The organism is Pseudoalteromonas sp. P1-30 (assembly GCF_001400005.1).
Classification (GTDB): domain Bacteria; phylum Pseudomonadota; class Gammaproteobacteria; order Enterobacterales; family Alteromonadaceae; genus Pseudoalteromonas; species Pseudoalteromonas atlantica.
In genome coordinates this window covers 806,415-831,816 of the sequence record NZ_LKBC01000002.1, presented here as the reverse complement: position 1 = coordinate 831,816, position 25,402 = coordinate 806,415, and the positions used below count along the sequence as shown (strand labels likewise).

The window sequence follows — 25,402 nt, the reverse complement described above, 5'->3', positions numbered from 1 at the left end:
GCTGTTAAGCTAACAGGTTGGCAAAAGTTAGCAGTCGTAGAGTAAAGGACAAATGGCCGTAATTTATAAAATAAAACAGGCTTTTTTTTCCTGATTTTTAAAGCTCAAAGCTCGATATTTTTCCTATATGGTTAAGTGCTTTGCCATCTAATTAGAATATTTAAATTAACCTAATATGAATATTTGGTTGCGTGGTAGCAATTTAGGAACGTATACTAACGACTCTTAACTTAAATGGAATTTGCGTAATCGCAGCCTAATCAGCACAGGTAAATACATGAACAAAGGACTGTTAAAAGCGTGGAATGACGAAAAGGGCTTTGGTTTTATTAAATCAGACACCCTAGCGCACGACACCTTTATACACATCTCAGCGCTCAAACATATGAGCCGCAAGCCAAAAGTGGGCGACACCATTTATTTTGAAGTCGCTACACAGCCCGATGGTAAAACCAAAGCAATTAACTGCCGCATAGAAGGCGAAGCTGCGCTTAAAGTCACGCCTAAAAAATCAAACCATCATCGTGTTGCTAAATCTAATTTTACCGATAGTTTTTTAGGCAAAGTCGCTTCAATTAGCATTATCGCCGTACTTGGCTTTATCGCAGTAAATAAATACACCCATTATAAAAGTAACGAGCAATTTAATAACCACACTCCCGTTATTACCAACGCCGATTTAGCCACATTTGATGAAAAATACCCAAAAATTGTAATTCCTCAAAACACACAAAATTTTACCTGCGATGGCAGGCAGCACTGTAGCCAAATGACTTCCCGTGCAGAGGCGGTGTTTTTTATAAATAACTGCCCAAATACAAAAATGGATGGCGATAGAGATGGCGACCCGTGTGAGAGGGATTCACGGTTCCAAGATGAGTGGTAATTTTAGAAACCGATTAGTTAAAAGTTAAATTTAAGATGGGTTTTACCGTGCACTGTATAAAAATACAGTGATGCGCAATTTGTCCCATAACATTATTAAAAGGCGTTATGGGGTTAAATAACAAAGGCTGCTGAGTAGCAATTGTTATTGTCTGATTATAAAGGGGTTGTTTGGTGTAATTATCGAACAAAGTAATATACGCCGTTTTGGGGTGTTATAACCACCCAAAGTGGGGTCAAATAAACTGTTAGCTGTTTTTCAGCATTAGCATTCAACGGAGTATTTATGGAAAACCTAGAGTTTAGTGTTTATAACACTCGTCGTGAATCAACAATAACTTACCGAGTAAATAAAACTGATAATGGTTGGCATGTTTCACATATTGCGATAAATGGAGATTGTAAACCAGATGGTAGTCCATTTTTTTATTCTAACTTTGATCAAGATTTTATCACTTACCCAAGTGCTTTTGGTGATTCGTTGGAGCACCTTTGGGGTAAGATAAATAATGAAGAAATAGATGTAAAAGAAGCACAGGTCAAGTTACAAGAACTTGCTGATTGGGTATCTATTTGTGAGAAGAGCCAACCGAAATGGGAAGGTTGGAATTTATAAACAGCTAAAAAGAACATCAAACGGAAAAAATACAATTGGCTGCGCTCGTGCCTCGCACAATTAAAGCCAACTATATTTTTCCGCTTATGTTGGCGAAATATAATGAGGAGAAGTCAATATGGGAATCGGATCAAATTTGGGCGTTGAAATTGCAGAGCAAGAATATGATGAAGCACTGTTTGAAGAAGTGATACTTGAAGCTGCTATACGTGTTGTGGATGGTGATGATAGGCAATCAGCTTTTGAAGGTGCGAAGCGATTAATTGAAGCACAACAAGAAGCAATGACAAAGGGGGAATATTCAGAAAATGAAGACACAAATGTAATCGCATTTTTTGATTCTTCTCTTGAAGGAAATAGTATTCCAAAGGGTAAAGAGGCTCAAGTCAAAGCAATTTCAAACGAACTTCGAGAGCAGTTCTCCTAACTATTTATAAAAAGCTAATCAACTGGACGCATAACGGTTGTCATCGTTTTTTGTAAAAGAAAAAAACGATGACAACGCCAACCTACGCGTAAGTTATTAGGGCGTTGAGGCTGTTGAATTACTCTTTTTTAAGAAAAACAGCCAGTTTTATGGGTTCCAAATGCATTAACTTATGCTTTAAAAACGCTTAGAGTTAATTACAGGAACTCGTTTTTAATTGAATTTGGCTGTTGGAGTTATTCTACAGTCTCGTTAGTTTAAAGGAGGACCTGTGGAAGAATTTTGGACAAAACTTGAGAAAAACCCTCGGTTTTTTACTTTCTTTTGGGGGGCTTTAGGCTCATTTGCGGTTTGGCTGATTGTTGAGCACTCAGGTTCGATTCTGCTTTATCTTGGAACGGGCGTATTAGGGTTTTTAACGGATTATATTGATAGTAGATACGCCAGATCAGCAGTTTTACAGAGTACTACGTACTCATATTTTATTTTAAGTCTAATTTTCGTCATTGTTGCGGTCGGCTGGGGAGGAATATCGTCAAAGATATCCACCAGCTTAAAAGGACCGAAAGAAGAAAAAAACGAAAGTGAGGTAAAACCAATTCCAAAGTGGGTTCCTTACGGGTTCCTATTCGTCAAATTATTGGTCTGGTTTTATCTTTTGCTCGCTCTATTATTTCTTGCGGGCGAATCGATCGTATTAAATGCTACATCTGATTTTAAACAGCACGTTCGGATAGTGGCACCTTATATTACAGACCAAGAGGAAGAGGTTATTCTCTCTGAATGGTCTCAGATGGACTCTTTGGAAGACTACAATAATATATATAAAAAACTTATACCTATCGCCAAAGAACATGAGTTGGTGTTAAAGCGTAATCAGAATTACTAAAACTAACAAGGCGCTGTTGGCGGAATGATTTTCCGCTTCGCTCCAACCAGCCGCAAAGCACGGCGTTATATTTTCTCCGAGGTTTTATGAATAAAATTGAAGATTTGTACGGAAACGATCTTGAAACGAAGTATTTTTATATTTTCCCCGTGGAGAGACTTGATTTAAAAAATGAAGAGTCATTTGGGAACATAAGAATCTTTCCAAAAGGCTGTATCGATATTGATGATATGTTTAGTAGTACAATTATCATGTCTCAAGAAGATAAAGACAAATTTGATTCAAACATTGAGAAGCTTAAATCAAACCCTTTAATAGTAATTAATGATCAAACTTATGCTGATTACCCTGGGAGCATATCAAGTGATTTGCAAATTATTACTACTGCAATATCTAAAGCCTCTATAATTATCGATTATATTAAATTTGAGTTTTGCTCCTTAGTAGCTCCGAAAACCATGCCAGCAAGGTTAGGGCAAGTTGCATCAGGTGAGACGTTGCTGTTAATGTACAATGGAAAAGGGAGTCCTTTTACTCGTATCATTGATACTACGATCTACAGTAATACTTTAACGGCGGGTGTAGGTTTAGATATTAACTCCGAAATTTTCACTAATTTTAACTTATTAAATGCTGATATTGGAGAGGTTGGAAACATAGCGAAACAAGCATTGAGAATGTTTTCAAATGCATTGGAAGAAAATGATAATACAGGGAAATTCATCGAAATAATGAGATTGTTTGAATTTATCGCCGATCCAAATAGTTTTACAAAGTTCCAGAAGGTTAGAACAAAAATTGCGGCTCATATAGCCAAAAACAGCTCGGACATTCATAGATTGCAGGAAGAATTTAAATACTATTCTAGCGGTGATAATGAAGATGGATTGCGTACTGAAATAATTCACAATGGTAAGAGTATAGAAATATTGATACCAGAACTTAGTAAACAAACAGACCTTTTCAATAAATTACAGTTATACATAACCAAATGTATTAGAGATCTAATTTGCTTTTACAATAAAAGTTGGGATGAACTCGAAGCTATCAGAGATACAAAATTAGAGGAAGCAAAAAAAAACAAAGTAAAAAATAAAACCGTAAATTACTCCAATACAGCCGTTTTAATTGATGTTAACTTCCTTGCTGAATCAATTGAAAAATTTTCGCCAATGTATAAAAAGCTGCATCCAAAAAGTGATTTTAGTAATTTAAAATTAGAAGAATTAGTTTATCAAGCTTTACGCAACTGTAGAGTGTTAGAGGAAAAGAAAACTTATAAAGTATTTGCCTTTTCTAATTCAATTGATGATATTCCCTTAGTTAAAATACCTGTTTCATCATTAGATGGCGCAAAACTTAAGGGTAATAACTGCCTGTTTGAGCTTGTTGCATTTGCTTTCGAGGAAAAAGTGAAAAAAGTAGAGTCTGTTTTCGAGATTACTCACGATATTTTTCAAGACAAGTCTTCTTCTGAATCTTCAGACCTTACTTTTCGAAATGTTGTGTTTATTGGAGATGATCCTGCATATATTGATCTTCTGACAAGCGTAAATGCGAAAGACAACCGAAATTTAACTATTGTAAAATGTTCACATTATTCTCAAATGGAGCATCGAATTCCATTTTTTGATATTGGGCATTTAGTAGGAATGTCATTTGGTCTGTCAGCTTGTCAGCTATGAGTATAAGCTAAGGGGACAAATCTTGACTTCATACATAAAAACATAAATCGGTTAAAAGCTTTTGATATAAGCTATTTTTACCCTCTAAAAGCGCAGCGCCTCATATCCTCTTTGTGAATTAATCTTTGTTTACGAAAGAGCGCATTAGCTTGAGATACGCTAGGCGAATGCTTTAAACGTAAAACATCGGCGAATTAGAATCTCTAATACACGCCGATGTTTATAACTTATCTAAATAAGCACATTACTTATAAGGTATTAAGCCTTAGTCTTGCTTTCGGTTAAGGCTAAATAAGCAGATTGCTAAAAGTAACGTTGCAATCATACCTGATGCACCAGCAACGCCTGATGGTAGGAATCCATCACGCCCAGCAATAATTAATACTGCATTTGCAAGCATTGCAACTGCGCCTGCTAGGGCTGTAAGGCCGCCAATGGCTTTGCCACCTTTAGCTATAAAAGATAGGCCAAATACAAGGGCTGCTAAGCCTAATAATAATTTAGCTGCGTAGTAAATCATGAATGATAAAGACACCACGCCGCCAATTAAAGGTTGTGCGCCTTCTACTGCGCCCGCTACTTTACCAAATGTTGAAAACAACGTTAGGCCAATGCTTACCTGTACTATGTTTAATATTGCGCTAAATGTGATAGCCGACCAACCTAATTGAGCGTTTTTAGCTTGCACCATAGTGGTACTTGCAAAGGCTACAAGCACAGTAAACAGCACAGCTTCTAGTCCCCATGCATACTGCCTTGAAAAGCTAATTTCAGCACTGTAAAGGGCAGTAAAAATAGCCTGGGTTATCGCCAACGCCAACAATAACGATGCTGTAATTAGGGTGGTGCGTTTATGTGTAAATTCCATTATGGTCCTCTTATAATTTTATATTTGACGCTTTAAAAGTTGCAGTCGCTTTGCATACATCAAACAGATGAAAGTATTGCTGCTATAAGACAGGTAAAGCGGAGTAATTATTTCACTAAAACCAATAAAAATAATAATTAATATTAAATAAGCTAAAACTTGCGCTTTTAATGAAACTTAAATTGCAAAGCCGCATTGAGTTAAGCTATTAAACCTTTAAAAATTCAGTGCCTCTTACCCTCTTTGTGAATCAACTTTTAAATTAAATGTTGGAGTTACTTCGACTAACTAAAGCGGCTGTTTATTCGAGAGGAAATTAAAACAATCGCTTAATAAAGCATATATACCCACAAACAATGTTTATGGGTATTTTTATAAATGTTATTTATTAAGATAAAAGCCTAAAATGAGACCAATCACTTAATGCGATAATAGTTTGCTCTGTAGGCGGGGCTACATAGATTAAACCTGCAATGGCAATTATTGATGCCAAGGTAATTAATTTATTGTCGAAGTCGGCTATTTTTAACGCGGTGCCAAAGGAGCGTTTAATGGTTACATTGCTTAAATCTACACTGTAAATTTCATCGAGTAATAAATGAATTAACCCGCCGATTAAAATAAATCCTCCTGTTAACCAGGCAAAGGTGGCTGCTTGTGTGGTTGTTTGCTCGTTTAGTTGCCACGTTACTTGCGTTGTTAACAGCGCGCATAGCACTAAAAATAATAACGAGTGGCAGCTGCCTCTATGTACTGTGATCCATTCAAAAATGGGCCTAATAATGTATTTCATAAACCCGTACACCAATAACGGCACTACGATTAGCTCTATAAAACTAATTTCGATTATTAGCTCGGTGGTTATGTAATGCAGCACCAGTAATACAGCGCTCAGTGCAAATAAGTTAAAAATAGTATTGAGCGAGGTTGAGTTATCTGAGTCTATGTCGGGTAATAAGCCGCCAATTGAGCCTAAAAACCATAACCAAAGTGCGCCGTTTAAATCAATATGGCCTGCAGTTAATAAAGTGGCCGAGCCTAAACCTGTGATGATGACTGCAGTATTAAGATGAGTATTGAAATTTGCCATTGTATCTCTTGATAGAAAAATAGGTGGGCATTTTAGCAATTGAAAAGTTCATTGTTCAATTTACTTTAAAGGTAAGGCGTAAATAACTTAAGTACTTAATATTAAACGCTGCGTTATGAATGATTTTAACCTAAATGGCTATGGATTTTGTAATAGGCAAAACCCGTTGAATAAATCAACATGGGTAACACTATTAAAACCTTTGCATCATTTGTTAATTATTAATATGTTATAGTGTTGCAATAGGTGTTTGATATAGTATAACATTCACCGCATTCTAATTTCCCTTAATAGAGTTTGAATGTGAGTACACCTACAGCTGTTAATCAAACATCACCGAAAGAATCTCCACGTGTGGAACAAACACGTAATGAAGCCCTAAATACAACTCAAGCCGCTACTCAAACAGTTAAAAGCGAAGCCATTATTGAAGTGGACTCGTTAAGTTTTAGCATTAAAAACAACGCCATTTTAAAAAACTTAAACTTTGGCGTAGGCTCGGGCGAAATTTACGCGTTACTTGGCGGAAACGGGGCGGGTAAATCAACCACGTTAAAAACTTTGCTTGGGTTTAATAAACCCACTCAAGGCTCTGTAAAAGTAGCGGGCAAAGAGGTAACACACGCACTTGATTTTGTACGCGGTAAAACGGCGTATTTGCCAGAGTCGGCCACGTTGTATCCGCATTTAACTGCCCGCGAAAACGTGGCGTATTTTTTATCGCTTGCTGATATTAAAAAAACCGATGAACAAATTAATGCTGCGTTTAACCGTGTAGCGCTACAGCAAGCTGCATGGGAGCGTCCTATGCAAACGTATTCTAAAGGCATGAGGCAAAAAACCGCGATTGCACTGGCTATTTTACGCCAAGCCCCCATATTTTTACTCGATGAGCCTACATCGGGCCTTGACCCTGTTGCTATTGATGAGTTTAACCAGTTAGTACGTGAGCTGGCATTAACCGGCGCCACTATTTTAATGGTAACGCACGATGTATACGGCGCATGCCAAGTTGCAAACCGAATTGGTTTATTAAGAGCGGGCGAGCTGGTGGGCGAATTTGACGCGCCAGAAAACGGCCGTATTGATACCGAGCAAGTTCATGCCGCGTTTGCACAAAGAGGCGCGTAATGAGCAAAAATAATTTTTCAAAGGTGGTTATAGTTGCCAAAGATGAGTGGCGCTATTGGCTTCGCTCAAAACTGGCGATGACCGTTTTAGCCATAGGTTTATTACTTACGCTTTCATCGGTGGTGGTGACTGCCATTACAATGCACGAACTTAGCCACACTCGTAATGAATTACAAAGCAATGCAGAGCAAAGCTTTGCTGAGCAACCCGATCGCCACCCACACAGAATGGTGCATTACGGGCATTACGCTTTTAGAACGCCAACCCCACTTAGCACCCTAGATCCGGGGATTGATGCCTACACAGGTAACTCAATATTTTTAGAAGGGCATAGGCAAAATAGTGCAATGTTTGCCGAGCAGCGCCAAGGCACAGCTTTAACAAAACTTGGCAGCTTAACGCCAGCTTTTATAGTGCAAACATTAGCGCCGTTACTGCTTATTTTAATTGGTTACAGCTCTATTAGCCGTGAGCGCGAATCGCAAACGTTGTCGTATTTATTAGCGCAAGGCACCAAAGGCAGCACGTTGATTGCGGGTAAAGGGCTGGCGCTTTTGTGTGTTGTTGGGTTAATTATTGCGCCATTAGCGGTGTCGGCGTTATTTACGCTTAGCGCGGGTGAGAGCCTTTTAGCAGTTGTTAGTTTTATTGTGGGTTATGCATTGTATTTAAGCGTGTGGGTGTTAGTTGTTTTATTAGCATCGAGCGTGTTTAGTAAAAATAGTGGTAGCTTTACAGCGCTTGCGTTTGTGTGGATTTTACTGTGCATTGTTATGCCGCGAGTAGCAAGTACCAGTGCCTCTACGGCTGTGCCATCGGCCGGTAAAATAGAAACCGACTTTGCAGTAAAAGCTGAGCTTAGAAAACTAGGTGATGGCCATAACACCAACGATCCCGCCTTTAAGCAATTTAAACAATCTCTACTTAAAAAATACAACGTAAACAGCATTGATGAGCTGCCAGTAAACTTTAGAGGGTTAGTGGCCAGTGAATCAGAGGCCAAACAAACTAAGGTGTTAAACCAGTTTGCCGAGCAGCGCATGCAAAGTGAACTTAAACAAACGCAGGTATCGCGTTACTTTGGTTGGGTATCGCCTATGGTGGCTATTCGCTCGCTGTCGATGATTGTAGTGGGCACAAGCATAGAAACCCATCATCGCTTTTTACGCGAAACCGAACAGCTGCGCTTTGATTTTGTGCAAGGGCTTAACAAAGTACACATTGAAAAGCTTGATTACCAAGTTGATATGAACCGTAACGCCAATACCGAGGCTACTAAAAAAGCGCGCGTAGGATCAGAGAACTGGCAAATACTGCAAAATTTTACCTTTGATGTAGATAGCGCTGATGTTCGCGCGCAAAGAAGTGTACCTGCTTTTTTACAGTTAATACTGTGGATTGTAGTACTTGTAGGCGGTATTAAATTGGTAGGAAAACGTTTGATATGAGTTATTTAATTACACAACTTACACGAGAATGGGGCTTTTTACTGCGTCAAAAGTACCTTGTGGTATTGCTGTTATGTAGCTTTGTTTTATCGGGCTTTGCAATATATAGCGGGCTTAGCGAAGTAAGCGCGCAGCAGCAAACAATAGAGCGTTTAAAAGCTGCAGATCAAAGCGATCGCGCTAAAGTGAAGCAAAAGCAAGACGATCCGGGCATGTTGGCTTATTACAGTTTTCATTTAACGTATTGTCAGCCATCTAATCTTGCATTTGCTGCATTAGGTGAGCGCGATATATTCCCGTGGAAACACCGTATTAATTTATTGGCAATAGAGGGGCAAATTTACGAAAGCGATGCGCAAAATGCCGAGCTGGCACAGGCCGGTAAAATTGATTTTGTATTTGTAATTAGCGCCTTAGCACCACTGGTTATTATTTTGCTGTTTCATGACTTATTTGCAAACGAGCGCACCAGCGGCAGGCACGACTTACTGGTTACTACAGCTAAATCGTACTTTGCTTTATGGGGCGCACGTATAACGGTAAGGTTTTTAGCAGTAATAGTGTGTTTAATGCTGCCATTTTTTATAGGTGCAGCTATAGCTGGTGCAAGCGCGTTTGAAATTGCGTATGTATCGCTGCTTTGTATTGCGTACCTTGCATTTTGGACTGCGCTGAGTGTGTGGTGGGGCAAAAACGCGACTAGTGCGCCGCGCGTTGCCTCTGGCCTAATTGGTTTATGGGTATTATTTGCTTTTATTATTCCTATTTTAGGCGACCTTTCTATAAACAAGTCGGTGCATTCGCCTAAGGGTGGCGACATTATGCTTACTCAGCGTGAGGCGGTAAATGATGCCTGGGATTTACCAAAATCTGCCACTATGCAGCCTTTTATTAAAGAGTACCCAGCACTTGCGCCATACATTGCTATGAGCAGTGAGTTTGAGTGGAAATGGTATTACGCATTTCAGCAAATGGGCGATTTAAAAGCAGCGCCGCTCTCTAAAGCATACCGAGACGCAGCCGCTAAAAAATATGATTTAGCAGGCGTTGTGTCGTGGTTTTCGCCACCGCTGTTATTGCAGCGCAGCTTAACGCGAGCCGCCCAAACCGACTCAGTAGCGGCGTATGCATACGAGCAGCAAATTCGTGATTATCATCAGCAATTACGTGAGTTTTATTACCCTTGGTTATTTTATAAGGGTAACCCGCCTAAATCAGTTCTCAATAACATGCCACGCTTTGAGGCTATAGCAAAGTAATCCTTACTAGGTGCGCTAAACGCCGTTGTTTAGCGCACCTAGTAACAACACCATAATTATAAAATACTTATATTACTAACAAGGTTCACAATGAAAACCAACACAACAGGGCTTAAGCTCACCTATTTAAGTGCGTGCCTAGTAAGCTTATTTAGCAGCCAGGCTTTGGCTGCTGAGCAAAACCAGCAAACACACAGTGCTAACACAAATATTGAAAGGCTGTCTGTGGTTGCTACGCGCCAAGCTTACCAAGGTAACTTTAGCCAACTAGAAACTCCACAATCAGAGCTTAAAATTGATTTAGAAGCGCTTGAAAATGCAGGTGCAGTAAGCCTTGACCAAGCGCTTGATTTATCGGCCTCGGTTGCACGGCAAAATAACTTTGGTGGGCTTTGGAATAGTTTTTCGTTACGTGGCTTTGTAGGCGATGAAAATCTACCCAGTAACTACTTAGTAAATGGTTTTAATGCTGGGCGCGGTTTTGGTGGCTCGCGTGATTTGTCGGGTATTGAGTCGGTTGAGGTTTTAAAAGGCCCGCGTGCGGCTTTATTTGGCCGTGGTGAGCCAGGTGGTACAGTAAACTTAGTTACTAAACGCCCAACGTTTGATACAAAAGGTGAAATTAAGCTCTCGGTAGCAAGTTTTGATACTTACCGCGCCGATGTTGATTACACCACAGCGCTTAACGATGACGTTGCAATTAGACTGGTTGGTTTTTATGAAGACGCCGAGAGCTTTAGAGACACCATAGAAACCACTAAACACGGCTTTAGCCCGTCAATAGTGTGGAATATTAACGACAGCAGCCAACTTGTTTACGAGCTTGAATATAGCGACCAAGAAGTGCCGTTTGATAGGGGCGTATTAGCCATAGATGGCGAACTTGGGCTTATACCACAAAGCCGCTTTTTAGGTGAACCGGGCGATGGCCCAATTGAAGCCGATGTACTAGGGCATCAGTTAGAGTACATTCATGACTTTGATGATAACTGGAGCATTTTATTTGGTGCAAACTACCGTGATACCTCTATGGAAGGCTTTGCAACCGAAACCGGTTTTGGCGGCGTAGTTGATGGCGAAGTAAATCGCTTTAGGCGCTACCGCGATTTTGATGCTCAATACCATGTATTGCGTGCAGAGCTAAGCGGCAGCCTTGAGCTTGGCGGTTTTGAGCACCGTTTAATTATGGGTGTTGACGCTGATAAATTTGAAAACGATCAATTTATTTTACGTGTACGGGGCGATCAATACATTAATGTATTTAACCCTGTATACGGCGCGTATGAATTACCAACGCCTACATCTAATACCGACCGCGTAGAGATTCAAGAGTCACTAGGGGTATTTATTCAAGACCAAATAAGCGTAACCGATAAGTTAGATATTCGTATTGGTGCCCGTTTTGATGATTACGAGCAGCGCTTAAATAACCGTTTAGCAGGCACTAATACAAAACAAACGCAGTCACGCGTGAGCCCGCAGTTTGGTGTGGTGTATGAAGCCGGTGATTATGTATCTGTTTATGCAGCCTACGGCGAAAACTTTCGCCCGCTTTCGGGTGCTGATGCCAATGGCGATGGTTTTGAGCCAAACCAATCTACCTCTGCAGAGCTAGGTGTAAAATTTACCCTTAACGATGGCGCGTTATTTGGTACCGTTGCCGTATTTAAAGTAGATCAAGACAACATGCTAGTAGTAGATGACCCAACAGCGTTTACCTACGCAGCCATTGGCGAAGCGCAAAGTAAGGGAATAGAAATAGACCTAACAGGTGAGCTTAGCGATAGTTTAGAAATTTGGGCGTCGTATGCGTATGTAGATGCCCAAATAGAAAACTCATTTTTTGATGCTAACTTTGGCTACACAGTAGAGGCCGGCGAGTCACTTTTAAATGTACCAGAGCATCAACTTAGCTTGCAGCTTGTTAAATCGGGCGAGTTATATGGCAATGCAATTAAATTTGGTGGCGGGCTATTATTTGTAGACGAACGCAATGGCTATTTTGGTACCGACTTTAAACTACACAGTTATACAACCGCGCGTGTATTTGTAAATTACGATGTAACAGACGCGATTGGTGTTACGGCTGAGGTAAATAACCTGTTTGATGAAACGTATTACACAAACTCGTTTGCCGATGCATGGGTACAACCTGGTACACCGCGTAACGTTAAATTTTCTGCCTCTTATAAGTTTTAATTGGTATTTTGCGCTGTAAACGTAAAAAGGTCGCTTAGTTAAAGCGACCTTTTTTATTTGGCGTGTTTGTATTTTTCAAAAATTTTGTGGTACTGACCTGAATTTTTAAGTTTTTGTAGCTGAATATTAAAGTCATCACGTAGTCTTTTTGATTTAAATAAATAGCCATTTGGGCTTTTGCCAAACAGCGCAAAGCGATCTACAGATTGTGTTGTATCAATATCTTTAAGGGTTGAGCGATAGTAATCAAAACTTTGTTTATCCATTTGAATTACATCTACCTTGTTTGAAAAAAGCATTTTAACTTGAAGAGATTGGTCGTGAACTTCGTAATATTGCGTATTGGCTTTTGCCATTTTTGCATATTCTTCGCCTAAGTGTATGGCGGCGCTGGGCCACGAAATTAAGCTGTAATATGTTAAATCTGCAATTTTAGTAAAGTTAAACTGTTTGCTTTTTAGGGTTATCGCTACGTTTTCGTATACATAGGCCTCATCAGAAATATACCCTTTGAGTTGGTTTCCGTTAGCGGTGTTTAAGTTTATGTCGGCTAAAATATCTATTCTGCCTTTTGCATACCCTTTAGCGCGGCGCGTATAGGGGTAATAGCGAGGCTCTATTTGATAACCTAAAGGCGTTAATGCGGCTTTAATAATATCGAGGGTTAGCCCGCTGTTGGTATGTGACATTACAAAAGGCGGTAGGGTTTCGCCTAAACCTACAACTAATTTTTGTTTAGTAGGCGATGCACAGGCAAAAGAGGATACAAGCAGTGTAGTTATTATAAAAAAGTTTAACTTCATTAGGCTGTTTAAATTAACTTGGCATACTAAAAAGATAGTAACTAAGTGGTTATGTAACAAGTAAATAGCCCATTAAAGTATTATTAAATATCTTTAATGGGCAAGTATTAGGCACAAAAGGTTAAACTTGGCACCGTTTAAAAAGGTGCGTAGCCGTCTGGCGTTGTTTTTGGCGTAGTCCAACGCTCTTTTGCATCAATATCTGTACGTTTTGAACCCGGTGCTGGTATACGGCCATTATCGCCAAAAAGCCATAACACTAGGTTTGTTCTGTCGCCACTGGTTATAGGTTTTGCCGCGTGAGGTACATTGCCTTTGTGGATCATGGCGGTGCCTGGTTTAAAGCTAAGTTGTACAACTTTTGCGTTTACTTGGTCGTAAAAATCAAGCTCTGATCCGCTAAATTCTTCCCCAGGTAAGTTTAAATTAATATTTAATGTTACTGATGATGCATCGGTATGCGGACGAATAGACGCATCTGTACTTGGGTCGTAATAAATAGAAAAACCAAACGTTTGCGTATCGTAACCTATGATCTCAGGAAACAATAAACGTGAAATAGGGCGCATGTATGTATTTAATACTTGGTTATAAAATGCCTGAAAACTAGGAGCAGCTAAATAGCCCTCTGAGCGTTTGTCGAGCATGGCGCCGCGGCGGTTTAATACAATACCGTACGGTGGACGCATAGGAATGTTAGCATTCCATACTTTTTCAAGGTAACCACGTAAAACAGCTAGGCGCTCAGGATCAAAAAATTGAAACTGATACACATCAGTCGCTACTTCTTCTAGTAGTGATTTTACTAAATGCTCTTTTGATGGATCTTGCCATGCAGCATTAACGGCTTCACGTAAGTTTTTATCTAGTAATGAATCGTCTAAGGTAAAGGTGGTTGTATCTACTTCGGTTTCTTCCCACTCATTCCAGGCTTGTGTAAGTAGTTGGTCATTGTTGTACCAAAAATGCTGTACTGAGTGCTCACGATTTAACATGGCCTCTCTTGAAGGTAACGCTAGAGCACGAGCAAGTTGTAATTGGGTGGCAGACATAATGTGTAACTCCAGTTGTTGAATTAGGTTTTATCAATCTAGGAGTGCAATTTATTATATTTATAAAGTTAGATAAATAAGCTGTTTTAGGAAACAGTATCAAAATAATGTTTATAATTAGGGGCGGAATGAATAGAATTAGCAGTTAGCTGTAGTGGAGATGGGTTTGTATAAACCCATCAATTGTTCTAACAAAAGTTTTTAATGTGTGACTCTATCGCCCCAAATTTCTTCTAGGCGGTTATCGCGTCCGCAGCGCCAGCGGTAGGTATTGTAGCGTATGGGGTTATTTTTATAATAATCCTGATGGTAGCTTTCTTTACCTTTAATTGGGTAAAAAGTGCTGGCATTAAGTATAGGCGTTACCACTGTTTGATTTGGGAACTCTGCTATTACGGCTTGTTTGGTTTGCTCTGCTATTTTGCGTTCTTGCTCGTTAGCTACAAATATGGCGCTTAAATAACTAGGGCCTTTATCGCAAAATTGGCCTTTGGCATCAAAGGGATCAATATTTACCCAAAAATGATCAAGTATGCCTTTGTAGCTTACTACATCAGGGTCGTAAGTAATTTGTACTGCTTCATAATGGCCTTGATGGTTACCATTGTAGGTCGGGTTTTTAATTTTACCGCCGGTAAAACCCGATATAACATCTTTTACGCCTTTGAGCTTTTCAAAGTCGCTTTCCATACACCAAAAACATCCACCGGCTAAAACTGCTTTTTCGGTTTTGGCTGCATGTGAAAAAGTGCTAAACAAAATTGCGGCAGATGTTAATGCAAGCGTAAGTGATTTTTTCATATAATAATCTACCTCTAGTATGAGTTTAAATACATATTCTTTATAACTAGACCTGCTAAGTGTTATTACTATTTCATTGTTTTTAGTAGGCTAACGTGAATAGCGGAAAAAGTAATATACGTAATGGTTTTTAATTATGGCCATACGTACATTAGCTAGCCTCAATAGCACAATGTTGTATTATCAGAGTGTGTTTATTAAAGTGAAAGCATTGAGATAAAAGTAGCAGGTGTTAAATGAACCAGTTAACCGAAAAATCGATAAGTTGCCCGTATTGTGGCGAAAGCATAGAAGTATTATTAGACGCTGCAGATATTGGTGAGCAATACATAGAAGACTGCCAAGTATGTTGTAAGCCTATTTCGTTTGTTGTTTTTGAAGATGAAGACGAGTTAAAAGTAAATGTATACAGTGAAGACGATACATTTTAATCCTTCGTTGCTCTTTATATAGGTGGCTGCACAGTGGCAGCCACTTCCGTTTATACACGGGTGCTAGCTATTATTTTGCTCTCGGGCTAGTTGGTTTGGTAACAGCTCTTCTACTATTTCGCGTGCGGGGAGTGTATAACGTGTGCCGTCAAACATTACCGAGGTAAACTCGTTTATATTAGTAATGCCTGTTAGGGTCCAGCCCTCACCACGTTTAGGGCAGTATACGGTTGTGGTAGGTTGAATTACTTTAAAATCGTCGCTCATTATTGCTCTCAATATTGGCTATAAAGATAATGCTTGTGAATACGCTATGGTAAGTTAATAATGCTTAACCATAAAGCGCTATTTTAACTCCTGTATAAAATGTTTAAAACAACTCAGCTTGAACGCGTTACATTGCGTTTAATTACCCATAAGCATGCCCCACAGTTATTTTCTATTTTGAATCACCCGCAAGTGAGCGAATTTAACGACTATCAAACCCCCTTAAGTAAATGCCAAATTAAGCAATTAATACAAGACGATATTACCGCCTATTACGAAGGCGAAGTGATAAGAGTGGCTATTGAACATAATATAAATGGCAAACTTATGGGCACCTGCGGGCTTTATAATTTATCGCCTTGTAAAAGTAGGGCGTTTATTGGATTTGAGCTTGATCCTATGTATTGGGATAAGGGCATTATGTTTGAGGTAATTACCGGCTTTGTTAAAACACTTAAAGAGGCTATACCGCTTAACTACTTAGCGGCGCAGGTAAGTGCACATAATGCGCGTTCGCATAACTTATTAGTTAAATTAGGCTTTAGCTTGGGTGAGCATTCTATCTGGTATAAACACGTTTAGTACTGCATTAGTAATGTATTAGTGCTGCATTTACATAATACACGTTAGTAAATTTCATCATAAGAGGAACAAATGCAATATAAAAAATAGCCAATTTGGCTTATAGTTAAGCGTAAGCAAATGAATTTGTTACCCGAGTTTTTAAAACGTGTTCGCTTAACAAGGATTTTATATGCTAGAAAAACTATCTCAAGATGCCCTCGTTATTTGGGCCACTATTGACCCAATAGGGACTATGGCGCTTTTTGCTGCGCTCACTTCTCATTTAACTGATCAACAACGTCGTAAAACTGCGTTTAAAACTGTGCTATATGCAGGCGCTGTGTTACTTGGCTCTATTTTAATAGGGCAGCTTATTTTAAATGCGATGGGTATACGGCTGGTATCGTTTCAGTTAGGGGGCGGGATAATTTTATTTTTGTTTGGGTTACAAATGATATTTGGCAATGATTCTAACAAAGCTAAACAAGACCCAGGGCACGATATTGCAGTGTTTCCGCTTGCTATACCTGCTACTGCCACACCAGGGGCTATTTTAGCCGTTATATTACTTACCGATAATCACATTCACCCAATTACAACCCAAATAGGCACAGCGTTAATTACACTGGCAGTGTTGGGTGTAACCTTAATTTTATTGTTGCTGTCGGGCAAAATTATAAAGCTTATTGGTATTGGCGGGGCGTCTATTTTAACCCGTGTGATGGGGATGATACTGGCTGCTTTTTCTGTAGAGCTGATTATGACTGCACTTGAAGTTAAGCAGTGGGTAACGCTAGGGCCCTGATCAATCTTAAGATTTTTATAAAAAAGGCATACACTGTATTTATACACAGTGTATGCCTTTTTGCTTATAATCGCTTTAATTAATACTTGTTTGCTAAGGCTAAAAAACTGACTTTACAACGCAATTAACTAAAGCAACAACCATTGCTGGTGGCTTCATAGTAAAAGAAAACATCATACTAAATTATCGTTAAGTATTAAACTTAGCTAAAGAGTGAAGGAGAATAAAAGTAGCCAATAAAAAGGGGGTAATTGGCTACTTAATTTAATAATTTTACCGGTTATTGATTGCTGCTTAGTGCGCTTTAGGTTTTACAAGAAGGGCGATAGCTACAACGGCGCTTAAAATACTGCATATTATAAATACGTTATGTTCACCCCCAGGTATGTACTCCATAAACGAGGTAAAAAACTGGCCAGAAAACACAGCCATTGTAAAATATGATAAGTTACGTCCGCGAACATTTTCTGGGCTTAGCTCTACGGTCATGTGGTTTAAAAGAGGAATGCTAAAACCAAAGCCAATACCAATTAATAGCGCGCCTAATACTAATATCAATGTACTTAATTGTATAAAGCAAAGGTATGATAAACCAAAGGCAAAAAATGCGATTGCTAATACATTTTTCTCACTAAGGCGTTTAGTTGCTTTAGGCATAAATCCCGCTGTAAATACCGCAATTAACGATATAAAAGCCAATAGTTGGCCTATTTCAGACTCGTTAAAATTTAGTGCGTGCAAGGTAATAGGTAAAAGCACGGTAGAGGTAAAAAATATGGTCATAGCTAGGGTTGATACTATATAAACCCCTTTAAGCGTTAATGCGTTTGAATGGCTCTTTTTTATTTGTTGAGTTTGCTCTGTATTTTGGGCGTTTAATTGCTGCTTACGGGGGACAAACATGAGCAACATAGCTAAAAATACCCAAGCAATTAAATATAAAGCAAGGGGTAATCCCCAATACATTGACGCTAAAACACCGCCAAAAAATAAAAATATAACGCCACCTAGCTCTATCGCCATACCTTGTTTGGCAATCATATTCAGTCGGGCTTCGCCGCTGTACCACGTTGAAATTAATACGGTGCAACTTGCCATCACTATTGCTGTAATCCCACCTAATGCAAAACGATTAATAAATACTAAGGTTGGGCCATGTAAAAAGTAAGCACATGCACCCAATAATCCGTATAAAAATAAACCTATTATAAGTAAAGGGTATGCGCCGTACTTGTCTATTAATCTTCCGGCTAGGGGGGCAAACACCACCGCACCTAAAGAAGGTAAAGTAATTAATAATACGCTGTTGCTTTGTATGCCTAGGCCATCAGCAATGGTAACTAAACCCGGCGCTAACAGGGTGCCAACCATTATGGTTAAGCTGGCAATACATAGTAGAGTAAAATTACCGGCGGTTTTGAGTGAACTCATTTTCTCTCCATTAATTTTCGGGTGAATTTGTAAGCATGCTTACAAGGAATTAATAATACGCAGCGCACACAGCTTTTATAAAGTGTTATAACAAATAATAGCGATTGTTAACGCATTCAAACATTTAATTTTTTTCATCATTTAATGTTTAAAATAAAAAAGCCCAGCATATAGCTGGGCTTTGTGTGTTGTTATGGTGGGAAGTTAAAATTTGTATCTAAAACCAAATGCAATCCCGTCGTCTTCTGACGCTTCCATTTGTGATTGCTGGTCTTTGTCATCACTTTCAAAGTCGCTAAAGTCTTTCCGGGCTTCAGCGTAGGCAATGGTGTTTTCGTCAATTAAGTAATGAACACCAATCACAGCAAACTGACGTTTGAATACATCATTAGGATCGGTATTAAAGTTAGGTTGAATAACGTAATCGTCACCGGCATCTAAAATGTTATAAGCCACAAAAGGGCGCACATCGTTATCAAAACGGTACGACATAAAGGTTTCTACACCAATAGAGTCTTTAATTAAGCGCCCTAGATTATCGGTATCGTGGTTTTCGCTTTTATTTATGTTAGCGGCAACGTATAAACCTGGTTTTTCAATGCTGCCCCACATCACACCCGCACCAAAAATTAAGTCTTCAACAGTTTGTGTTGTGCCATCGCCATACGTTACATCAAATTCACCACGGTTTACGCCTGCTGTTAACGTTAGCATGTCGGTTGCGTTATAAGTTACAGAACCACCAAAGGTGTAGTTAAACTCTACTTCTTGAGCTGCGCTGTCGCCATTATTCCACAGGGCTTCACACGCTTCTTCAGAAATGTCATCAACATCACAGGTATAAAATTCGCTGTTTTTAAGTTGCGCTTGAACTGCAAAGCTAAAGTCGTTGTAGCTATTACGGTATTGAATTAGTTTATCACCACGGCCAGTACCATTTACTGCACCGTCGTCTTTATTGTATGTGTAAACACCCGCAGCATTACCATCCCATACAAAGCTGTTATTGGTGCCATAAACTACGTCGTACCACGCACCCCATTGTTTACCAATGGTAATTTGCCCGTACTTTTCGTGCGAAAGGCCAGCATAACCTAAACGGTTATATAAAAACTCATCTTGAATAGATTCAAAGCGGTTATTGTAAATAATGTCGCTACTACCAACAGGGTTTACACCCCATTCAACTAGCGCTAGTGCCGACCAGTCTTTTTTAAGTTGGCGAGTAAAGCCAAAGTTTATACGCGATGTACCATTTACCACTTCGGTTTGGTTTTGCGTATTAATAACGCGCACATCAAGGTAACCACCTACTTTAATAGTGTTCTTTTCATCCTTATAGAGCTCTACTGCTGAAGCAGCTGGCGCAACTACTATGCTTGTTCCTAATAGTAGGGTTACAAAGTTTTTAATCATTTGTGATGCCTTGTGTGTATTAACTTTAAAAAGTGACATTAAATTTAGAAGGCATGAAGACTAGCAAAGCCCTAATGGGCTCAAAAGTGAAAAATAATCAATGAAATTAGCGCTAAAAATGAATAAATATTCACTGGAGGTTAATGGTGTTTTTTATCTGTTAAGGGATAGGTTTTTTTTGATTAAAAACTACGTAAATAGTGCTAAAAACAGCGCAAGTAAGTGGGTTTTAAAATGAGTTTTTTTCATGTTGGATAAAAATAAAACGCTAGTGCAAAAACTCTAAAAAGCATTTTATATCATAAATATATACCCAGTTATCTGTTTTTTAAAATGCTTTGCGATAAACAATCGACTTATTAAGTTAAACGGGTTTATTAATTAAAATTTAAACCCTGATATGGCGCACAAATCGACTATTATTTTTAGCTAAGCGCATTTTTTTAGTTGAATAAGCATTCACTGGCTTAATCGCGTTTTTAGGCACTATTTGTTAGGCATTAATTTACGCCTTTAATGAGTGGAATAGGGCATAGTTCATACGCTTTCAACCTTAAACTTTCATAGAAAAAAAGCTGTATTTAGTTTAAACTGCGCGCAATTTAAATACATCATGTCCCCTTGGAGGGTAGCGCTATTATTAGTACAGCTAACATCACCATGCAATTTGGTGCTAAACCGTTATTTGAAAACATATCTGCAAAGTTTGGCGAAGGAAACCGTTACGGTTTAATTGGTGCAAACGGCTGTGGTAAATCTACATTTATGAAAATCCTAAGTGGCGAACTAGAGCCCTCTGCAGGTAACGTAAGTACAGATCCAAATGAACGTGTGGCTAAACTAAACCAAGACCAGTTTGCTTACGAAGAATACTCTGTAATTGATACTGTGATCATGGGCCATAAAGAATTATGGGATATTAAACAAGAGCGCGATCGCATTTACTCATTACCAGAGATGAGTGAAGAAGACGGCATGAAAGTAGCCGATTTAGAAACTGAGTTTGCCGAAATGGACGGCTATTCAGCTGAGTCTAAAGCCGGTGAGCTTTTATTAGGGGTAGGTATTTCGACAGAGCAGCATTACGGCCCAATGTCTGAAATAGCACCCGGTTTTAAACTACGTGTGTTACTTGCCCAAGTACTGTTTTCTGACCCTGATATTATGCTACTTGATGAGCCAACCAATAACTTGGACATTTACACCATTAAATGGTTAGAAGATGTGCTTAATCAACGCGACTGCACCATGATCATCATCTCGCATGACCGTCACTTTTTAAACTCAGTATGTACGCACATGGCCGATATTGATTACGGCGAGCTTCGTATTTACCCAGGTAACTACGATGAGTACATGTTTGCAGCAACACAAGCACGTGAGCGCCTATTAAGTGAAAACGCGAAAAAGAAAAGTCAAATTGCCGAACTACAACAGTTTGTATCGCGCTTTTCTGCAAACGCGTCAAAGGCTAAACAAGCAACGTCACGCGCAAAACGTATTGATAAAATTCAGCTAGAAGAAGTAAAAGCCTCTTCTCGCCAATCGCCGTTTATTCGCTTTGAGCAAGAAAAGCAGCTATTTCGTAATGCATTAGAAATGACCAACCTAAGCCAAGGTTTTGAAGACAATACGTTGTTTTCAAATTTAGAAGGTTTAGTAGAAGTAGGCGAGCGCATTGCTATTATCGGTGAAAACGGTGTAGGTAAAACAACATTACTTAATACGCTTGCTGGGCGTTTAGCACCTAAGTCGGGCGAGTTTAAGTGGTCTGAAAATGCCAATATTGGTTACTACGCGCAAGATCATGCTGACGAGTTTGAAAAAGACATGAACTTGTTTGAGTGGATGGAGCAATGGCAACAAGAAGGCGACGACGAGCAAGTGGTTCGTGGCTTTTTAGGACGCATGTTGTTTTCGCAAAACGATATTAAAAAGTCTGTAAAGGTTATTTCAGGTGGTGAACAAGGCCGTATGTTATTTGGTAAAATTATGATGCATAAACCAAATATATTGTTAATGGATGAGCCAACAAACCACATGGATATGGAGTCTATCGAGGCGTTAAACCTTGCATTAGAAGCGTACGAAGGCACATTATTGTTTGTATCGCACGATCGCCAGTTTGTATCATCGGTTGCTACCCGCATTTGGGAGATAAAAGACGGCCAGGTGATTGACTTTAGAGGCAACTACAGCGAATACCTAGCAAGCAAAGAAGTATAAGCACTTTGTAACTGCAACCCTTTAAAAGCCATGTTTAAACGTGGCTTTTTTTGTTTTTGTGAGTCGCAATTAAACTTGGTTTGGGTATAATACCCGCCTAAAACCGGACATAAGTCCGCTATTTTTAAAATACATTACTGAGGAGTATTTATGACTGTTGGCATTATTATGGGTTCTAAATCAGATTGGCCAACCATGGAACACGCAGCGCTCATGCTCGAAAAATTTGGTATTGAGTACGAAACAAAAGTGGTCTCTGCGCACCGCACTCCTCAACTTCTTGCAGATTATGCAAATTCAGCCGCAGATCGTGGTATAAAAGTGATTATTGCTGGCGCCGGTGGTGCTGCGCATTTACCGGGTATGGCAGCGGCATTTACATCGCTTCCTGTGCTTGGTGTTCCGGTTAAATCTAAAGCCTTAAACGGTGTAGATTCATTGTTATCTATTTGCCAAATGCCAAAAGGCGTAGCCGTGGGTACACTGGCTATTGGTGAGCCAGGCGCTGCTAACGCAGGTTTACTTGCTGCACAAATTTTAGGGTGCCAAAACCCAGAAATTTTTGCAAAAATTGAAGCATTTCGTAAAGAACAAACCGAGACTATTTTAGCTAACCCTAATCCTGCAGAGTAAAAATGAAAATTTTAATTTTAGGCGCCGGCCAACTTGCGCGAATGATGAGCCTAGCAGGCGCCCCCCTTAATTTAAATGTGGTTGCTTACGATGTAGGCAGCCAAAAAATTATGCATCCGCTAACCGGTGAAATTTACACAACCACACTTGAGCAGGCAATTAGTGACGCTGATGCGATTACCGCAGAGTTTGAGCATATCCCCGATGATGTACTTACACTGTGCTGCAACAGTAATAAATTTTACCCAGGAAAAGCTGCCATTAAAACCGGTGGCGACCGCGCATTAGAAAAAGCGCTACTAGATAAAACAAACGTAGCGTGTGCACCCTATCAACTAATCACAGAAAAAACGCATTTAGAATTAGCGGTTAAAACCCTAGGCAAACCGCTGGTTATTAAAACGTGCCAAGCAGGGTACGATGGTAAAGGGCAGTGGCGTTTAAAATCAGATGACCAAATAGAGCAAATTTGGTCAGAAATGGCTGATTTTATTGCCTCTGGCACACAAGATGCGCCCCACAGCATTATTGCTGAAAAAATGATCCCGTTTGACCGTGAAGTCTCTATTATTGGTGCACGCGATAAGCAAGGTAATGTGGCTATTTACCCAATTACTGAAAACGAGCACACCAACGGCGTGCTTACTTTGTCGATTGCGGGTAAAAATAACACGCTGGTTGAGCAGCAGGCCCATAGTGCATTTACAAAAATTGCCAACGAGCTTAATTATGTTGGCGTACTTGCCATTGAGTTTTTTGATGTAAACGGCACTTTACTGGTTAACGAAATTGCGCCGCGAGTTCATAACTCAGGACACTGGACACAGCAAGGCTGCCATTGTTCGCAGTTCGAAAACCACATGCGAGCTGTAGCGGGTTTACCACTAGGTAGTACAGAGCTTAAGCATATTACCGCCATGATTAATGTGTTGGGCCAAGGATGTATTCCTACCGAGGTTTTAACAGTCAGTGATGTAACCAGCCACTGGTACGGAAAAACGGCAAAACCTGGACGTAAAATGGGGCATATTAATGTATCTGCAGATAACATTAATAACCTTGCCGATAAGCTTGGGCAACTTACCGATTACCTACCTGAGCAAGCGTACCCCGGCATTTTAAAAGCTGCTACTGCACTTATGCTAAGTGAGTAAAGGCTGCAATTAACTAATTAAATACCGGCTTAAGCCGGTATTTTTTTGTCATAAAAATAGGTATTAATTGTGTAATACTGGTAAAGTCTATTTTTTAATTTTTTGAAGTAAAAAAATGAAACTAAACATACTTTATGGCGCATTAGCCATTGCCGCTTCATTTAGTTTAAATGCTATAGCCAGCCAAAGCCTTCGTATTGCCACCTTTAATGTGAGTATGGATGCAACTAATCACACGCCAAAAGGCGAGCAAGTTAACCCCGATGCGCTAGTTAATGCTCTAAAATCAAACCACCAGCAAATAAAAAATATAGCCGAAATAATTCAGCGTGTTCGCCCTGACATTATTTTATTAAACGAGTTTGACTACGTACCCAAAGCGCAAGGTATAGATTATTTTAAACGCCAGTTTTTGAATGTAAGTCAAAATAAACAAGCTCCCATTGATTACCCATACAGCTTTATTGCCCCAGTTAATACAGGCCTTGCTACTGATTTTGACCTTGATAACAACGGTAAAAAAACCGCTGTAATGGGCGATGCGCATGGTTTTGGTTTTTTTGAAGGGCATTACGCAATGGCTATTTTATCTAAATACCCCATTAACCTTGAGAAACTGCGCACGCTTCAAACGTTTAAATATAAAGATATGCCTAATGCGCAAATGCCAATAGACCCTAAAACAAAAGAGAATTGGTATAACACGCAAGAATGGCAAGCGCTTAGGCTTAGCTCTAAATCGTTTTGGGATGTACCTGTTGTAGTAAATAATAAAACAGTGCATGTACTTGCCTCGCACCCAACACCGCCGGTGTTTGATGGCGACGAAGACAGAAACGGCAAACGTAATCATGACGAAGTTAGGTTAATTGCCGATTATGTTGCTAATAAAGCCTATATTTACGACGATAACGGCCAAAAAGGCGGATTAAAAGCAAACTCACGGTTTGTTATTTTAGGTGACTTAAACGCCGCGCCTGAAGGGGATAAAGCTCGGGTTGAAACCACCAATCAAATTTTAAATAATCCACTTATAAATTCGCAATTTATACCGCAAAGCGCCGGTGCTAAAGAGCAGTACCCGCAGTCATACGCAAAGCACTTTACCGCTAACTGGCAAGCGCGTGTAGATTATGTTTTACCCTCTACCTATGGGTTTAAAATACACGGTGGCGGGGTGTTTTGGCCCACTAAAAACAGCGAGCAATATAGATTAATAAAAGATAGAAACGCATCGAGCGATCACCGATTGGTGTGGCTCGATTTGCTAATAGAGTAAACTCAGCTTTACCTTGAAAATGTGTTATTTATCTTAAAAAATT

Annotated in this window: 24 protein-coding genes; 16 read left to right on the top strand and 8 right to left on the bottom strand. The window is 39.5% G+C overall.

Features of this window, described 5'->3' with window-relative positions:
• The first annotated feature begins 277 nt into the window (after positions 1-277).
• The 5 genes from AN395_RS07185 (at position 278) to AN395_RS07165 (ending at position 4,502) form a co-directional block, all read left to right on the top strand.
• Positions 278-886 carry a cold shock domain-containing protein gene (locus tag AN395_RS07185; RefSeq protein WP_054982535.1) on the top strand — a complete coding sequence of 203 codons (609 nt, stop codon included), beginning with the start codon at positions 278-280 and terminating at the stop codon, positions 884-886.
• Between the two features lie 285 nt (positions 887-1,171).
• Positions 1,172-1,501, top strand: a complete 330-nt coding sequence (locus tag AN395_RS07180) for a hypothetical protein (RefSeq protein ID WP_054982534.1) — start codon at positions 1,172-1,174, stop codon at positions 1,499-1,501.
• A gap of 118 nt (positions 1,502-1,619) precedes the next feature.
• On the top strand, positions 1,620-1,928 hold the full coding sequence (locus AN395_RS07175) for a hypothetical protein (protein ID WP_054982533.1): 309 nt from the start codon (positions 1,620-1,622) through the stop codon (positions 1,926-1,928).
• Between the two features lie 271 nt (positions 1,929-2,199).
• Positions 2,200-2,817, top strand: a complete 618-nt coding sequence (locus AN395_RS07170; RefSeq protein ID WP_054982532.1) for a hypothetical protein — start codon at positions 2,200-2,202, stop codon at positions 2,815-2,817.
• Positions 2,818-2,903: 86 nt separating this feature from the next.
• Positions 2,904-4,502 carry a hypothetical protein gene (locus AN395_RS07165; protein ID WP_054982531.1) on the top strand — a complete coding sequence of 533 codons (1,599 nt, stop codon included), beginning with the start codon at positions 2,904-2,906 and terminating at the stop codon, positions 4,500-4,502.
• 265 nt (positions 4,503-4,767) lie between these two features.
• On the opposite strand, the gene AN395_RS07160 is transcribed toward AN395_RS07165, so the two are convergent.
• Both AN395_RS07160 and AN395_RS07155 read right to left on the bottom strand, forming a co-directional pair.
• Positions 4,768-5,370 carry a hypothetical protein gene (locus tag AN395_RS07160; RefSeq protein WP_054982530.1) on the bottom strand — a complete coding sequence of 201 codons (603 nt, stop codon included), beginning with the start codon at positions 5,368-5,370 and terminating at the stop codon, positions 4,768-4,770.
• 388 nt (positions 5,371-5,758) lie between these two features.
• On the bottom strand, positions 5,759-6,460 hold the full coding sequence (locus AN395_RS07155) for a metal-dependent hydrolase (protein ID WP_054982529.1): 702 nt from the start codon (positions 6,458-6,460) through the stop codon (positions 5,759-5,761).
• Positions 6,461-6,763: 303 nt separating this feature from the next.
• Here AN395_RS07155 and AN395_RS07150 point away from each other — a divergent pair, with 303 nt between their 5' ends.
• The 4 genes from AN395_RS07150 to AN395_RS07135 all read left to right on the top strand — a co-directional run bounded on the left by AN395_RS07150 (position 6,764) and on the right by AN395_RS07135 (position 12,497).
• On the top strand, positions 6,764-7,591 hold the full coding sequence (locus tag AN395_RS07150; protein WP_200910443.1) for an ABC transporter ATP-binding protein: 828 nt from the start codon (positions 6,764-6,766) through the stop codon (positions 7,589-7,591).
• Entirely contained in the window at positions 7,591-9,039 is a 1,449-nt protein-coding gene (locus tag AN395_RS07145) for a DUF3526 domain-containing protein (RefSeq protein ID WP_054982527.1), read from the top strand. The genes AN395_RS07150 and AN395_RS07145 overlap by 1 nt, the downstream gene beginning before the upstream one ends.
• The gene (locus tag AN395_RS07140; protein ID WP_054982526.1) at positions 9,036-10,298 is read left to right on the top strand and encodes a DUF3526 domain-containing protein; all 1,263 of its coding nucleotides are present in this window, start codon (positions 9,036-9,038) and stop codon (positions 10,296-10,298) included. Before AN395_RS07145 ends, AN395_RS07140 begins: the two co-directional genes overlap by 4 nt.
• Positions 10,299-10,388: 90 nt before the next feature.
• On the top strand, positions 10,389-12,497 hold the full coding sequence (locus tag AN395_RS07135; protein WP_054982525.1) for a TonB-dependent siderophore receptor: 2,109 nt from the start codon (positions 10,389-10,391) through the stop codon (positions 12,495-12,497).
• Between the two features lie 53 nt (positions 12,498-12,550).
• On the opposite strand, the gene AN395_RS07130 is transcribed toward AN395_RS07135, so the two are convergent.
• The 3 genes from AN395_RS07130 to msrA all read right to left on the bottom strand — a co-directional run bounded on the left by AN395_RS07130 (position 12,551) and on the right by msrA (position 15,153).
• A complete protein-coding gene (locus AN395_RS07130; protein WP_054982681.1) occupies positions 12,551-13,300 on the bottom strand; it encodes an ABC transporter substrate-binding protein in 750 nt (249 codons plus the stop codon).
• Between the two features lie 137 nt (positions 13,301-13,437).
• Complete coding sequence (locus tag AN395_RS07125; protein WP_054982524.1) at positions 13,438-14,352, bottom strand: 2OG-Fe(II) oxygenase family protein; 915 nt, start codon at positions 14,350-14,352, stop codon at positions 13,438-13,440.
• Positions 14,353-14,553: 201 nt separating this feature from the next.
• On the bottom strand, positions 14,554-15,153 hold the full coding sequence (gene msrA / locus AN395_RS07120; RefSeq protein ID WP_054982523.1) for a peptide-methionine (S)-S-oxide reductase MsrA: 600 nt from the start codon (positions 15,151-15,153) through the stop codon (positions 14,554-14,556).
• Between the two features lie 236 nt (positions 15,154-15,389).
• Between msrA and AN395_RS07115 the strand changes: the two genes are divergently transcribed.
• Entirely contained in the window at positions 15,390-15,584 is a 195-nt protein-coding gene (locus tag AN395_RS07115; protein WP_004586615.1) for a CPXCG motif-containing cysteine-rich protein, read from the top strand.
• A 63-nt stretch (positions 15,585-15,647) separates the two neighbouring features.
• Here AN395_RS07115 and AN395_RS07110 read toward each other — a convergent pair whose 3' ends face one another.
• Entirely contained in the window at positions 15,648-15,851 is a 204-nt protein-coding gene (locus AN395_RS07110; protein ID WP_004586614.1) for a hypothetical protein, read from the bottom strand.
• A gap of 99 nt (positions 15,852-15,950) precedes the next feature.
• Between AN395_RS07110 and AN395_RS07105 the strand changes: the two genes are divergently transcribed.
• Positions 15,951-16,433, top strand: coding sequence for a GNAT family N-acetyltransferase (locus AN395_RS07105; RefSeq protein ID WP_054982522.1), 483 nt, complete (start codon positions 15,951-15,953; stop codon positions 16,431-16,433).
• A gap of 172 nt (positions 16,434-16,605) precedes the next feature.
• On the top strand, positions 16,606-17,220 hold the full coding sequence (locus AN395_RS07100; RefSeq protein WP_004586612.1) for a MarC family protein: 615 nt from the start codon (positions 16,606-16,608) through the stop codon (positions 17,218-17,220).
• Between the two features lie 294 nt (positions 17,221-17,514).
• Here the strand turns inward: AN395_RS07100 and AN395_RS07095 are convergent, their stop codons facing one another.
• Positions 17,515-18,651 (bottom strand): MFS transporter, encoded by a 1,137-nt coding sequence (locus tag AN395_RS07095; RefSeq protein ID WP_054982521.1) that lies wholly within the window; start codon positions 18,649-18,651, stop codon positions 17,515-17,517.
• A 204-nt stretch (positions 18,652-18,855) separates the two neighbouring features.
• Positions 18,856-20,067 carry a porin gene (locus AN395_RS07090; RefSeq protein ID WP_054982680.1) on the bottom strand — a complete coding sequence of 404 codons (1,212 nt, stop codon included), beginning with the start codon at positions 20,065-20,067 and terminating at the stop codon, positions 18,856-18,858.
• Between the two features lie 636 nt (positions 20,068-20,703).
• Here AN395_RS07090 and AN395_RS07085 point away from each other — a divergent pair.
• From AN395_RS07085 to AN395_RS07070, 4 genes are all read left to right on the top strand, one after another.
• Complete coding sequence (locus tag AN395_RS07085; RefSeq protein WP_083901794.1) at positions 20,704-22,293, top strand: ABC-F family ATPase; 1,590 nt, start codon at positions 20,704-20,706, stop codon at positions 22,291-22,293.
• A 150-nt stretch (positions 22,294-22,443) separates the two neighbouring features.
• The gene (gene purE / locus AN395_RS07080; protein ID WP_024033606.1) at positions 22,444-22,926 is read left to right on the top strand and encodes a 5-(carboxyamino)imidazole ribonucleotide mutase; all 483 of its coding nucleotides are present in this window, start codon (positions 22,444-22,446) and stop codon (positions 22,924-22,926) included.
• Between the two features lie 2 nt (positions 22,927-22,928).
• Positions 22,929-24,080: a 5-(carboxyamino)imidazole ribonucleotide synthase gene (locus tag AN395_RS07075; RefSeq protein ID WP_054982520.1), complete on the top strand. Its 1,152-nt coding sequence runs from the start codon at positions 22,929-22,931 to the stop codon at positions 24,078-24,080.
• A gap of 115 nt (positions 24,081-24,195) precedes the next feature.
• Positions 24,196-25,359: an endonuclease/exonuclease/phosphatase family protein gene (locus AN395_RS07070; RefSeq protein ID WP_054982519.1), complete on the top strand. Its 1,164-nt coding sequence runs from the start codon at positions 24,196-24,198 to the stop codon at positions 25,357-25,359.
• Positions 25,360-25,402: the final 43 nt, after the last annotated feature.

Excerpts from the sequence above, each read along its gene's own strand:
- AN395_RS07165 (WP_054982531.1), top strand. The coding sequence starts at position 2,904 with ATGAATAAAATTGAAGATTTGTACGGAAACGATCTTGAAACGAAGTAT.
- AN395_RS07100 (WP_004586612.1), top strand. The coding sequence starts at position 16,606 with ATGCTAGAAAAACTATCTCAAGATGCCCTCGTTATTTGGGCCACTATT.
- AN395_RS07175 (WP_054982533.1), top strand. The coding sequence starts at position 1,620 with ATGGGAATCGGATCAAATTTGGGCGTTGAAATTGCAGAGCAAGAATAT.
- AN395_RS07095 (WP_054982521.1), bottom strand. The coding sequence starts at position 18,651 with ATGAGTTCACTCAAAACCGCCGGTAATTTTACTCTACTATGTATTGCC.
- AN395_RS07185 (WP_054982535.1), top strand. The coding sequence starts at position 278 with ATGAACAAAGGACTGTTAAAAGCGTGGAATGACGAAAAGGGCTTTGGT.
- AN395_RS07125 (WP_054982524.1), bottom strand. The coding sequence starts at position 14,352 with ATGTCTGCCACCCAATTACAACTTGCTCGTGCTCTAGCGTTACCTTCA.
- AN395_RS07070 (WP_054982519.1), top strand. The coding sequence starts at position 24,196 with ATGAAACTAAACATACTTTATGGCGCATTAGCCATTGCCGCTTCATTT.
- AN395_RS07075 (WP_054982520.1), top strand. The coding sequence starts at position 22,929 with ATGAAAATTTTAATTTTAGGCGCCGGCCAACTTGCGCGAATGATGAGC.
- msrA (WP_054982523.1), bottom strand. The coding sequence starts at position 15,153 with ATGAAAAAATCACTTACGCTTGCATTAACATCTGCCGCAATTTTGTTT.
- AN395_RS07090 (WP_054982680.1), bottom strand. The coding sequence starts at position 20,067 with ATGATTAAAAACTTTGTAACCCTACTATTAGGAACAAGCATAGTAGTT.
- AN395_RS07145 (WP_054982527.1), top strand. The coding sequence starts at position 7,591 with ATGAGCAAAAATAATTTTTCAAAGGTGGTTATAGTTGCCAAAGATGAG.
- AN395_RS07155 (WP_054982529.1), bottom strand. The coding sequence starts at position 6,460 with ATGGCAAATTTCAATACTCATCTTAATACTGCAGTCATCATCACAGGT.
- AN395_RS07130 (WP_054982681.1), bottom strand. The coding sequence starts at position 13,300 with ATGAAGTTAAACTTTTTTATAATAACTACACTGCTTGTATCCTCTTTT.
- AN395_RS07105 (WP_054982522.1), top strand. The coding sequence starts at position 15,951 with ATGTTTAAAACAACTCAGCTTGAACGCGTTACATTGCGTTTAATTACC.
- AN395_RS07160 (WP_054982530.1), bottom strand. The coding sequence starts at position 5,370 with ATGGAATTTACACATAAACGCACCACCCTAATTACAGCATCGTTATTG.
- AN395_RS07115 (WP_004586615.1), top strand. The coding sequence starts at position 15,390 with ATGAACCAGTTAACCGAAAAATCGATAAGTTGCCCGTATTGTGGCGAA.
- purE (WP_024033606.1), top strand. The coding sequence starts at position 22,444 with ATGACTGTTGGCATTATTATGGGTTCTAAATCAGATTGGCCAACCATG.
- AN395_RS07140 (WP_054982526.1), top strand. The coding sequence starts at position 9,036 with ATGAGTTATTTAATTACACAACTTACACGAGAATGGGGCTTTTTACTG.
- AN395_RS07180 (WP_054982534.1), top strand. The coding sequence starts at position 1,172 with ATGGAAAACCTAGAGTTTAGTGTTTATAACACTCGTCGTGAATCAACA.
- AN395_RS07135 (WP_054982525.1), top strand. The coding sequence starts at position 10,389 with ATGAAAACCAACACAACAGGGCTTAAGCTCACCTATTTAAGTGCGTGC.
- AN395_RS07110 (WP_004586614.1), bottom strand. The coding sequence starts at position 15,851 with ATGAGCGACGATTTTAAAGTAATTCAACCTACCACAACCGTATACTGC.